The sequence below is a fragment of the Bradyrhizobium sp. NAS80.1 genome, assembly GCF_001908205.1.
In the GTDB taxonomy this organism is placed as follows: Bacteria; Pseudomonadota; Alphaproteobacteria; order Rhizobiales; family Xanthobacteraceae; genus Bradyrhizobium.
This window is the reverse complement of the sequence record NZ_LGHL01000128.1, coordinates 40,574-52,271: the sequence shown is the minus strand read 5'-3', so window position 1 is coordinate 52,271 and position 11,698 is coordinate 40,574. Positions and strand designations below refer to the sequence as shown.

General features: G+C 64.5%; 10 protein-coding genes. 5 read left to right on the top strand and 5 right to left on the bottom strand.

What is annotated here, in order from left to right; all coding sequences use genetic code 11:
• Nucleotides 1–11 precede the first annotated feature (11 nt).
• Entirely contained in the window at nt 12–1,076 is a 1,065-nt protein-coding gene (locus AC629_RS27490; RefSeq protein ID WP_084808033.1) for an aromatic ring-hydroxylating dioxygenase subunit alpha, read from the top strand.
• Between the two features lie 105 nt (nt 1,077–1,181).
• Entirely contained in the window at nt 1,182–1,862 is a 681-nt protein-coding gene (locus AC629_RS27485; RefSeq protein ID WP_084808032.1) for a transglutaminase-like domain-containing protein, read from the top strand.
• Between the two features lie 102 nt (nt 1,863–1,964).
• Here AC629_RS27485 and AC629_RS27480 read toward each other — a convergent pair whose 3' ends face one another.
• The 5 genes from AC629_RS27480 to AC629_RS27460 form a co-directional block, all read right to left on the bottom strand.
• Nucleotides 1,965–2,225, bottom strand: a complete 261-nt coding sequence (locus AC629_RS27480; protein ID WP_143199482.1) for a hypothetical protein — start codon at nt 2,223–2,225, stop codon at nt 1,965–1,967.
• Entirely contained in the window at nt 2,179–3,912 is a 1,734-nt protein-coding gene (gene ybaL, locus AC629_RS27475) for a YbaL family putative K(+) efflux transporter (protein ID WP_084808030.1), read from the bottom strand. Before ybaL ends, AC629_RS27480 begins: the two co-directional genes overlap by 47 nt.
• A gap of 85 nt (nt 3,913–3,997) precedes the next feature.
• Complete coding sequence (locus AC629_RS27470) at nt 3,998–4,330, bottom strand: PRC-barrel domain-containing protein (protein ID WP_084808029.1); 333 nt, start codon at nt 4,328–4,330, stop codon at nt 3,998–4,000.
• Between the two features lie 178 nt (nt 4,331–4,508).
• Nucleotides 4,509–6,731: a putative bifunctional diguanylate cyclase/phosphodiesterase gene (locus AC629_RS27465; RefSeq protein ID WP_084808028.1), complete on the bottom strand. Its 2,223-nt coding sequence runs from the start codon at nt 6,729–6,731 to the stop codon at nt 4,509–4,511.
• A 183-nt stretch (nt 6,732–6,914) separates the two neighbouring features.
• The gene (locus tag AC629_RS27460) at nt 6,915–7,700 is read right to left on the bottom strand and encodes an IclR family transcriptional regulator domain-containing protein (protein WP_084808027.1); all 786 of its coding nucleotides are present in this window, start codon (nt 7,698–7,700) and stop codon (nt 6,915–6,917) included.
• Between the two features lie 333 nt (nt 7,701–8,033).
• Between AC629_RS27460 and AC629_RS27455 the strand changes: the two genes are divergently transcribed.
• The 3 genes from AC629_RS27455 to AC629_RS27445 all read left to right on the top strand — a co-directional run bounded on the left by AC629_RS27455 (nt 8,034) and on the right by AC629_RS27445 (nt 11,621).
• Entirely contained in the window at nt 8,034–9,392 is a 1,359-nt protein-coding gene (locus AC629_RS27455; RefSeq protein WP_084808026.1) for an aromatic ring-hydroxylating dioxygenase subunit alpha, read from the top strand.
• Nucleotides 9,393–9,522: 130 nt separating this feature from the next.
• The gene (locus tag AC629_RS27450; RefSeq protein ID WP_084808025.1) at nt 9,523–10,959 is read left to right on the top strand and encodes a glutamine synthetase family protein; all 1,437 of its coding nucleotides are present in this window, start codon (nt 9,523–9,525) and stop codon (nt 10,957–10,959) included.
• Nucleotides 10,960–11,258: 299 nt separating this feature from the next.
• Complete coding sequence (locus AC629_RS27445; RefSeq protein ID WP_084808024.1) at nt 11,259–11,621, top strand: hypothetical protein; 363 nt, start codon at nt 11,259–11,261, stop codon at nt 11,619–11,621.
• Nucleotides 11,622–11,698 lie beyond the last annotated feature (77 nt).

The following is an 11,698-nucleotide window of genomic DNA, read 5'->3' as shown; positions in this document are numbered from 1 at the left end:
GGGAGGACGACATGAACCACGACGGGATCTTTCTCTACAACACCTGGTACGTCGCAGCGTGGAATCACGAATTGATCGACGGCAAGAAGCTCGCCCGCACGATCCTGGAGCGACCAATTGTGCTTTACCGCGGCGCGAGCGGGCGGGTCGTCGCGCTCGACGATCGCTGCTGCCATCGCGCGGCGCCGCTCTCCATGGGCCGGATCGAGGGCGATGACATCCGCTGCATGTATCACGGCATGAAGTTCGATGCCGACGGCAAATGCATCCAGATTCCCGGCCAGGACAATATTCCGGCAAAGCTCGGCGTGCGCAGCTATCCAGTGGTCGAGCGCTACAATCTGATCTTCATCTGGACCGGCGATCCCGAGAAGGCCGATCCGAACCTGATCCTCGACTATCCGCCTCTCACCGATTCCCGGTGGCGCGGCTTGCCCGGCTACATGCACTACAAGGCCAATTGGCTTTTAATCGTCGACAATCTGAGCGACTTCGCTCACCTGGCCTTCGTGCACACCAACACGCTCGGTGGTTCGGAGGAATACGCCTACAAGACCAAGCCGGTCGCGATCGAGAAACTGGAGGACGGTTTCCGCGTCGAGCGCTGGCACATGAACGCCGAGCCGCCGCCCTACCACAAGAAAGTCATTTCCAACAAGACCGACAGAATCGACCGGCGGAATATCGGCCGCATGCTGATCCCCGGCATCTTCACGCTCGACACCCTGTTTGCGCCGGCCGGCAAGGGTGCGGAGAAGGGCGTCGCGGTCCCGGGCACGCGGCAATACCGCAACGCGCAGTTCATGACTCCGGAGACGCGCAGCACGACTCACTTCTTCTGGAACTACCTGCATGACTTCGACATCGAGAATCCGAACATCACGCTCTCGCTGCGGCACTCGCTGGAAGAAGGGTTCAATGAGGACAAGGACATCATCGAAGCGCAGCAGAAGGTGTTCGATGCCGATCCAGACTATCAGTTGCTTGCCATCGGCGCGGATGCGCCGCTGACCTATTTCCGCTGGGCGTTGTCGCGGCGGATCGAGGCGGAGAAGAACGCAGCGCAGGCCGCGTAATCCGAGCGGCGCGGCGGTCAGGAGTCGCCGCGCCGCTCAAAGTCCTAAGAGGGGATCGCACTTGTCGAATTGCAACTGACGCCGCTTGCCTGCTAGTCTGCCGCAATGACCGAGCTCCTCCCCGATACCATCCGCCGCCTCTACACCGATCCCGGCGAGTACATCGACAGCGATCATCCCGCCGTGCGGCAATTCGCCGAGACCGCCGTGCGCGCCGATGCGAGCAATCGCGAGAAGGCGAGCGTGCTCTACAAGGCGGTGCGCGACGGCATCCGCTACAATCCCTATGTCAGCATGCGCGTCGCGGAGACCTTTCGTGCTTCGAGCGTGCTCGCCGCCGGGCAAGGTTATTGCGTCGGCAAGGCCGCGCTCTATGCCGCCGCCTGCCGCGTCCACGGCATTCCGGCCCGCGTCGGCTTTGCCGATGTAAAGAACCATCTCACCACCGAGAAGCTGCGCCAGAGCATGGGCACGGACATGTTCACCTGGCACGGCTTTACCGAGGTCTATGTCGACGGCGCCTGGCGCAAGGCGACGCCGACCTTCAACGACACGCTCTGCGCCAAGGTCGGCGTGGCGCCGCTCGATTTCGACGGCCACACCGATGCGCTGCTGCATCCCTTCGACGGCGCGGGCCGCGCCTACATGCAATATGTCAACGACCGCGGCACCTATCACGATGTGCCGGCGAAGTTCTTGATGCGCGAAATGGCGCGCGAGTACGCCAACATGCAGGGCGAAGATCTCGCCGGCCGCGACATGGAGCGCGAGGCGGCGGAGCGGTAGAGGCGAGGTGCGTAGCCCGGATGAGCGAAGCGACATCCGGGACTCTTGGCAACACGTCCCGGGTATCGCTTCGCTCACCCGGGCTACGAAGGCACTTCCTGTCTAGGACATCCCAACCGACCGCGCGAGCCGATCATTGCACGCGTCAAACACGGAACGGTCGAGCGCTTCGGCGGCGAAGCCCGCGATATAGATCAGCGCGAGAATGGCCGCGGAGATCGCAATCGTCTCCGCATGCGCGAACGCGCCCCGCAACAAGCGCTGCAACAACGACGGGGGCGAAAAGTGGTAGATCCGGCCATCGAGCGTGATTAGGTCAAGCGACCGAACCAACCGCGAGCGCGTGGGGATCTTCGGCAGCATCCGGATATCTCCTCTCCAGCTCCTCGATCATGCCGCGCGCGATTTCCCGCTCGCCCATGATGACAACATCCGCCCCCAGCCCCTTGAGATGATCGACCTCGGCATCCGCATGCGCTCGCGCGATGATGCGGATATCCGGATTGGCCGCGCGCGCCTGCTGCACGATCTGTCCCGCCTCGAACGCCTCGGGGATCGCGATCACGAGGTGCCGCGCCCGCGACGGATTGGTGGCGCTGAGAATTTCGGGCTGCGCGGCGTTGCCCATCACGATCTCGATGCCGCCCTGCTTCAGCTTCGCCAGCGCCCCCTCCCCGACCTCGGCGACGAGAAAGGGCAGTTGCCGCTGCTTCAAGGCGTCGCCGACCAGCGCCCCGACGCGACCATAGCCGATCACGATCGTATGGTCGGTCAGGTCGGTGGTCCGGATCGGTTCAGGCACTGCGGCTGCCGCTTCCGACGAATTCCGCCGCGGATCGAGACGCCGCGCGAGCCAGGTGGCGATCGCGAACATCAGAGGATTGAGCATGATGGAGAGGATCGCTCCGGCCATGATCAGGTCGCGGCCGTCCCGCGGCAGGATCTGAGAGGCGACGCCAAGCTCGGCCAGGATGAAGGAGAACTCGCCGATCTGCGACAGGCTGGCTGAGATCGTCAGTGCGGTCGCGACCGGATGGCGAAACAGGATCACGATCAGGAACGCGGCGATCGACTTGCCGAGCATGATGATCGCGAGCGTGGCCACCAGCGGCCAGGGCTCGCGGACCACGCTCGCCGGATCGAACATCATTCCGACCGAGACGAAGAAAAGCACGGCGAAGGCATCGCGCAGCGGCAGCGATTCCTGCGCGGCGCGTGCGCTGAGTGGCGACTCACGCAGCATCATGCCGGCGAAGAACGCCCCCAGCGCCAGCGAGACATCGAACAACTTTGTCGCCCCGAACGCGACACAAAGCGCAATTGCGAGCACGGCAAGGCGGAACAATTCGCGCGAGCCGGTATGGGCGATGTAATGCAGGATCCAGGGGATCACCCGGCGGCCCACGACCAGCATCAATCCGATGAACACGATGATCTTGACGATGGTCAGCATCACGACGCCGGCAAGCCCGAGGCCCAGCTGCGCGGCGAGCGGCTCGAACGTCGGCTTGCCATCCGCGCCGCCCTGAAGGCTCGCGATCGCCGGGAACAGCACGAGCACGAGAACCATCGCGAGGTCCTCGACGATGAGCCAGCCGACGGCGATGCGCCCTCGATCGGTCTCCATGAGGCGGCGCTCCTGCAGCGCGCGAAGCAGTACGACGGTGCTTGCGACCGACAAGGCCAGTCCGAACACGAGACCGGCGGTGGCGCTCCAGCCCATCAGCAGCGAGAAGCCGAGACCCGTCAAAGTCGCCACCGCGATCTGCACGACGGCACCGGGAACGGCGATGTTGCGAACGCTCAGCAGATCCTGAAGCGAGAAATGCAGGCCGACGCCGAACATCAGCAAGATGATACCGAGCTCCGAAAGCTCGGTCGCGAGCGGCTGATCGGCGACGAAGCCGGGAGTGAAGGGGCCTACCGCAACACCGGCAAGGAGATAACCGACCAGCGGCGGCACGCGGAACCGCTGCGCAATAGTTCCAAGTACGAAAGCTAGTCCAAGTCCAACGACGATGGTGGCGATGAGGGGTGTGTCATGCGGCATTTTTACCTTTTGACACAGCGAACGCGCTGGCGCACCGCGACCCGTGCGCGCGGGTCAACGCGCGAAGCCTGCCGCAATCGCTCCGTCAGATCGACCAGTAATTCGGGTGCGCATAGGGCTGCGAACGATCGCCCCAGTCGAAGGCATCGCCGTCGAACTCGCAGGGGCCGCTGCGCAGGTCATCCTCGATCAATTCGACCCGGAACGCCTGCTGCGCCGGATCGTAGCGCAGCGCGCTCCACTGGACCGGATAATGATGGTGGGTGCCGAATAGCCCGCCGGTCTTGATCACTGCATAGGCGACCGTGCCGCTCACCTTGTCGAGCATCAGTCGCTCGATCGTGCCGAGCTTCATGCCGTCGCGCCCGATGACGGCGACGTGCTCCACGCGATCACTGGGAACCATGGTGTGCTGCATGGCTGTCCTCCCGGGTCTCTGGTGTTGCGCGATATTATAACGGCGTTGGGCGGGATAGCGAAGCTTAACCCGCCACGTCCGTCGCCAATTCCGCTATCGCTTGTGGCCTGGCGGGTCACGCCTTGCAGTTTCGGTCACGGCACGCGCCGAGATCGAGGGGCGCCAACCCATCTTGGGATCACGCGGATCGAGCGTTCAGCTCCGTCCGCTCCATGCCCGGCACGGCCGGCGCTGCCGCTGCGCTCGCAACGAGCTGCAACCGTCGCAGCGAGGCGGCGTTGCCGCGGAGCTGGGCGGCCATCTCCTCGGCGGGCATCGGCCGGCCAAGGAGATAACCCTGCACGGAGTCGCAGCCGAGGCGGCGCAGATGCGCCAGCTGGATCTCGGTCTCGACGCCTTCGGCCAGCACCTCGAGCCCGAGCGCCTTGCCGAGATTGACGACCACGGCACAGATCTCCATGCCCTTGGCATGATCGGGAATATCGCGGACGAAACTCTGGTCCACCTTCAGCTTGTCGACCGGAAAGCGCTTCAGATAGGCGAGCGACGAGTAGCCGGTGCCGAAATCGTCGATCGCGAGCTTGACGCCGAGTTCATTCAGCGCGGCGAGCGTGGCTTCGACATCGGTGCCCTGTGCCATCAGGCTGCTCTCGGTGATCTCGAGCTCCAGCGCCTGCGGCTCGAGACCGGTTTCCGCCAGCACGCCGGCGATCGTCCTGGCGACGTCCGGACGCTGGAACTGCTGCGACGACAGGTTCACCGCCATGATGTCGAGCGCGAGGCCTTCGGCGCGCCAATCCTTCATTTGACGGCAGGCCTCGCGCAGCGCCCATTCACCGAGCGCGATGCTGAAGCCGGTATCCTCGGCGACCTTGATGAATGCCCCCGCCGGAATCACGCCTTCGCCCGGCGGCGCCCAGCGCAGCAGCGCCTCGACACCGTTGAGGCGACCGTCGGTCGCGTTCACCAGCGGCTGGTAGTACAGCAGGAACTCGTTGCGCTCGAGGCCGCGACGCAGGCGGCTTTCCAGGCTGACACGCCTGTTCGCGGCCTCGGTTAGCGCGGGGGTGTAGAAACGGAACACGCCGCGGCCCGCGGCCTTGGCCTCGTAGAGCGCGGCATCGGCATTGCGGACTAGCTGGTCGACGGTGCGGCCGTCGCGGGGAAAGCGGCAGATGCCAATGCTGGTGCCGATGTAGATCTCCTGGCCGCCGCTGAGCACGAAGACCGACACCAGCGCATCGATCAGGCCCTGCGCGAGCTCGGAAATGGCGACATCGTCGAGCAGGCCGGGCGTCAGCACCACGAACTCGTCGCCGCCCACGCGCCCGAGCAGCGCCTCCGACGACAATCCGAGCTGGAGCCGCTCGGCCACGAGGCGCAACAGCTCGTCGCCTGCTGCGTGCCCGAGACTGTCATTGACGTTCTTGAAGGCGTCGAGATCGAGCAGCAACAGCGAACCCTGGGGGCCGGCGGCATCGCTGAGCAGCGCCGCGAGCCGCATCTCGATCATGCGACGGTTAGGCAATCGCGTCAGCGCATCGTGATGCGCGAGATAGGCAAGCTCGCCCCTGCTGCGCGTCAACGCCCGCTGCGGCGCCACCACGCCGGCGACGAACAGCGCGCGGTAGAGCATGGCATAGGCGACCGCTTTGTAGACGTGCCCGAGCAGGTTCAGGAGGTCGCCGGGGCTGACGTAGAGCGTCAGCATGAGCTCGGCAAGCCCGAGCACCCAGGAGCCCGCAGCAAGATAGCAGAGGTTGGCATTCCGCCAGCTCTTGCGCCGGCGCAGCAGCAGCAGCGCTGCGAGGAAATAGGTTCCGGCCAGGCCACACTCGGCGCTGATCTTGAAGGCGGTCAGGCTGCCGTTCGACGTGACGTTCCGCGGCAGCATGTCGCCATGGGCGAGGCTGATCCACCACACCAGTGCGCTGGCCGCGAGCGCGACCACCACGGCAGCGACCGCAGTATTCGGCGCCCAGCTACGCGCTGGCAGAAGCGCAACAGCGATGAGCGCCAGCGCGGCGAATGCGCGGCCGGCAAGCCAGAACTCGATCGTCAACTGCGGCCCGCTCTCGCCCAGCGCCGACGGCATGCCGGGATAGGTCATGGCGTGAGCGAAATCGATCACCGCCACGGCAAGGAAGGCCGCGGAGAGCAGCACGATGTGACTGTTGAGCTTCTCCCCGCGCAGATTCCAGCCGAGTCCGAACACCATCAGCGACACCGCCATGGCGGTGAATTCGAGCGCAGTGTGCACCGGCAGGTAGGACAGCGGCGTGAAGAAATGCACGATCGGCAAGAGCGGTGCGGCAAGAAGCAACGCCGTGAGAGCCGCGACCACGAACGCCAGGTGACGTATCTGCGGTTCGATCGCTCCACCTGTGTCTCGAGAGATCATGGGATACAATCAGCGGCTGTTGCGTGGCAATTCGGAAGTTGGATGAATTCAACCAATCAATCGTGCCCGTGAAGCCGTTAAGAAAGCCGGAACACGTCATTCGCCACGCAACTGGCGTTAACGGTTCTTTGAAGCCAAGGCACGCGACGTCGTGACACGCGACGTACGCTACGGGATTACCACCTACAGCAATTGAGAGCGCACCGACCCGGCGCCATCACGCAGCAACGGCAGGAAGCGGTCGATCATCTCGGCCGTCGGCACACGGTCGACATGGGCGCCCATGTTGATGGCGGCGACGATGGTGTCGTCGTAGCGGCGCACCGGAACGGAGATGGAGCGGAAATGGGGCTCGGCCTCGCGATCGACCAGCGAGTAACCCTGTGCGCGGTCGGCGATGATGCGCGCGAGCAGCGCCTTGGGATCGGTCTCCGTTTGCGGCGTCAGCGCCTCCCGCTTCATCGCCTTCAGCCGTGCAGCAAGATCGGAATCGTCGAGCTGGCCGAGCATGGCGCGGCCGACCGAGGTGCAGAAGGCCGGGAGGCGATAGCCAATCTCCAATCCGCCCGAGAACACCCGCGTGGGGCCGCCGCGCGCGATGAACACGACGTCATCGCCGTCGAGCACCGCGAGCGAGGAGATCTCCTGCGCGGCGGTTGCGATGCGATCGAGCACGGGTTGAAGCACGGCGACGAGCTGGCTCGATCGCAAATACGATGCCGCAAGCGTCAGCACATGTGGCGTTAGCGAGAACAGCTTGCCGTCGCCGCTGACGAAGCCGCCACGCTGGAGCGTGAACAGCATGCGCCGCGCGGTGGCGCGCGGCAGATCGGCGGCACGGGCAAGGTCACTCAGCGTCATCGGGCCCGCCGTCGCGCCAAAGCACTGAAGCAGGCGCAGGCCGCGATCGAGACTCTCGACGAAATCCGTCGCGCGCTCGTCGGTCTCGCTCCGCTTCAGCTTGGGCATGGTCCTCGGGACAATCCTGCAAAATAGTGCTTGCTGTCGATCCCAGTCATGTCATAATTCGCCCATTCGTTCAATAGGCGAACAAAACGCTTTGGGCAGTTTCGGTTAGGTTAGCCCGGTCTCACGCACCCTCGCCCCGCTTGCGGGGAGAGGGTGGGGTGAGGGGGGAGTCTCCACAGGGACGGTGATGATTTCCCTCGCGGAGAGTCCCCCTCACCCGGATCGCAACTTTCGATGCGATCCGGCCTCTCCCCGCACGCGGGGCGAGGCGAAGAAAAACGTGCTCCGCTGACCTGATCGACAACGATCCTCATCGAGAAGGACGCGACCGCCATGATGAGCCAGGAGCAGAACGACCTGATCACCCGCACCGGTCCGAAGGAACCCTGCGGCAAGCTGATGCGGAGCTATTGGCAGCCGGCGGCGCTGGTCGATGAACTCGAGGGCGAGCGGCCGATCCGTCCCGTCAGACTGCTCGGCGAGAACCTGGTGCTGTTCCGCGACGAGACTGGACGCTACGGCCTGATCGATCGCCACTGCGCCCATCGCGGCGCCGACCTCGCCTTCGGAAGGCTCGAGCATGGCGGCCTGCGCTGCGCCTTCCACGGCTGGCTGTTCGACGCGACCGGCCAGTGCATCGAGACGCCGGCCGAGCCGAAGGACTCGAAGCTCTGCCAGAACATCAGGCAGCGTTCCTATCCCGTGGTGGAGAAGAGCGGCATCCTCTGGGCCTATCTCGGCGAGGGTGAGCCGCCGGCGTTCCCGGAGATCGACTGCTTTGTTGCGCCGGGCACGCACACTTTTGCGTTCAAGGGCCACATGGCCTGCAACTGGCTCCAGGCGCTCGAAGTCGGCATCGATCCCGCGCACGCCTCCTACCTGCATCGCTTCTTCGAGGACGAGGACACTTCTACCGCCTACGGCAAGCAATTCCGCGGCGCCTCCGCCGGCTCGGATCTGCCGATGACGAAGATCCTGCGCGAATACGACCGCCCGATCATCAATGTCGAGCACACCGAATACGGCCTGCGGCTGATCGCGCTGCGCGAGATCGACGAGGAGCGCACCCATGTGCGCGTCACCAACCAGCTCTTCCCGCACGGCTTCGTCATCCCCATGAGCACGGAGATGACGATCACGCAGTGGCACGTGCCGGTCGACGACGAGAACTGCTACTGGTACGCGATCTTCACCAGCTACACGAACCCGGTCGACAAGAAGAAGATGCGCGACCAGCGGCTCGAGCTCTATGAGCTACCGGACTACAAGTCGCGCAAGAACAAGACCAACGATTACGGCTTCGATCCGCACGAGCAGCAGACGGCGACCTATACAGGCATGGGCAACGACATCAATGTCCACGACCAGTGGGCGGTGGAGTCGATGGGCGCGATCCAGGACCGCACCAAGGAGCATCTCGGCCAGAGCGACAAGGCGATCGTGCAGTATCGCCGCCTGCTGCGGCAGGAGATCGAGAAGGTCGCCGGCGGCGAGAAGCCGATGCTGTTTCTGGACGAAGCTAACGCGCGCAGCATCCAGGGACCGGCGACCATGGACGGCATCGGACCGACCCGGGGCTGGGAAACCTATTGGATGGAAGTCGACGTCAAGCGCCGCCGCGGCGCGCCGTGGACCGCGCCGGTGCCGAAGGAGATCGCCGATAACGTGCATCGGCTGACGGCGGCGGAGTGACGAACTTGAACCAGGCCCGTAGGGTGGGCAAAGGCGCAGAGCGCCGTGCCCACCATGTTTCCGTTCGGACGATAGACGAGGTGGGCACGCTACGCTTTGCCCACCCTACGGCAGTCAAGGGAGTGGTGAAGTGACTTTCGTCGCGCGTCATGCGCTGTGGTCGGATGAACAGAAGGACGCGGCGACGCGCATGCGCCGCATCGTCGAGGAGAAGAGCCTCGAGGTCATCCGCCTCGCCTTCCCGGACCAGCACGGCATCCTGCGCGGCAAGACCATCATCGCCTCCGAGGCGATCGCCTCGCTTGAAAGCGGCTGCTCCATCACCACCACCATGCTCGCCAAGGACACCTCGCACCGCACGGTGTTTCCGGTGTTCACATCAGGCGGCGGCTTCGGCATGAAGGAGATGGAGGGCGCGGCCGACGTGCTGATGGTCGCCGATCCCACCACGTTCCGCGTGCTGCCGTGGGCGCCGGCGACGGGCTGGGTGCTGTGCGACCTCTATTTCAACGACGGCCGCCCCGTGCCCTTCGCGACGCGCGGGCTCTATCGCAAGGTGCTCGATGAGCTCAGCAGCCGCGGCCACGATTTCGTCGCGGGCCTCGAGGTCGAATTCCACATTTTCAAGCTCGACGACCCGCATATGCGCGCGGAAGACGCCGGCCAGCCCGGCACGCCGCCCTCGGTGAGCCTGCTCAGCCACGGCTATCAATACCTCACCGAGCAACGTTTCGATCAGATGGAGCCGGTGCTTGAGATCCTGCGCCGCGACATCGTCGTGCTTGGGTTGCCCTTGCGCTCGGTCGAGGTCGAGTTCGGCCCCAGCCAGTGCGAATTCACCTTCCAGCCGAAGAAGGGCCTGGAGCCCGCCGACAACATGGTGCTGTTCCGATCCGCGGTGAAGCAGATCGCGCGCCGTCACGGCTATCACGCCACCTTCATGTGCCGGCCGAAACTTGCGAATTTGTTCGCGAGCGGCTGGCACCTGCACCAGTCGATCGTCTCGCGCGCGAGCGGCGAGAATCTGTTCATGGCGAAAGATGCCGGCGAGCCGCTGAGCGAATTTGGCCGCGCCTATCTCGCCGGCCTGCTCGACCACGCCCGCGCATCGACCGTGTTCACCACGCCGACCATCAACGGCTACAAGCGCTACCGCACCTATTCGCTGGCACCTGATCGCGCGATCTGGGGCCGCGACAATCGCGGCGTCATGATCCGCGTGCTCGGCGGGGCGAACGACGCCGCGACGCGCCTGGAAAACCGCGTCGGCGAGCCCGCCGCCAATCCCTACCTCTACATGGCCTCGCAAATTCTCTCGGGCCTCGACGGCGTCGACCGCAAGCTCGATCCCGGTCCTTCCGCCGACACGCCTTACGAGACCAAGGCGCCGCTGTTGCCGAAATCGCTGCGGGAAGCCGTCAGCGCGCTGAAGGACGATCCGTTCTTCCGCGAGAAGCTAGGTGCCGAGTTCGTGGACTACTATACCCACATCAAGAACGCCGAGATCGACCGCTTCCTGGCCGAAGTGACCGACTGGGAGCATCGCGAATACTTCGAGGTGTTTTGACGGAGATACGCCTCACGCCGCCGTGAGGCGACTTCATCAGCTCTATTCCGACGACATGTTGGAGGCGGCCGACGAAGCCATTTTCCTCACGCCGCGAAAACCGCCTGAAAGACACCCGGCCCATAATCTCACCCCATGATGAACAATGGAGTTCGGTCATGTGGGGTCAATTATTCAGCCTGATCTATCGTCTGTCCTGTCGGGCCACCCTGATCAGCATCGGCACGCACCATCTGGCGCGGTAGTGACCGACCAGCGCCAATTGGGTAAGGCGGATTGACCAGATAAGGGGTGCTCCCATGCGCAAGTTGATCATGATTGCTGCGATGTCGCTGCTCGCAACACAGGCCTTTGCCGGAGGCTCGCGGAGCCTCAGCCTGGCGGCAACAAATGCAAGCCAGCAACGGGCCGAGCCCCCGGCCGCAACAGTCACCCCGCAGGCAACGCAAGCCCCAGCGGCAGCGCCGTCAGCAAATGTCCAGACGGCCACCACGACCCCCGCTTCAGATCAACCGGCCGCCGCGCCGCAAACAGCGAAAGTTCCAGCCGCAACGCGCACGCCTGTTGCCCGCACGAGCGAAGTCGCCAAGCCGAAGCGCCGCCAACTGTCCGACGAGGCCCGCTTGATCCGTGAACTGCAGCGGCATGGGATTTATTGGTGAGGGAAGGACAGCTCTCCTCCCGCCATTGCGAGCGCAGCGAAGCAATCTAGACCGCCACTGCGGAAAGGCCCTGGATT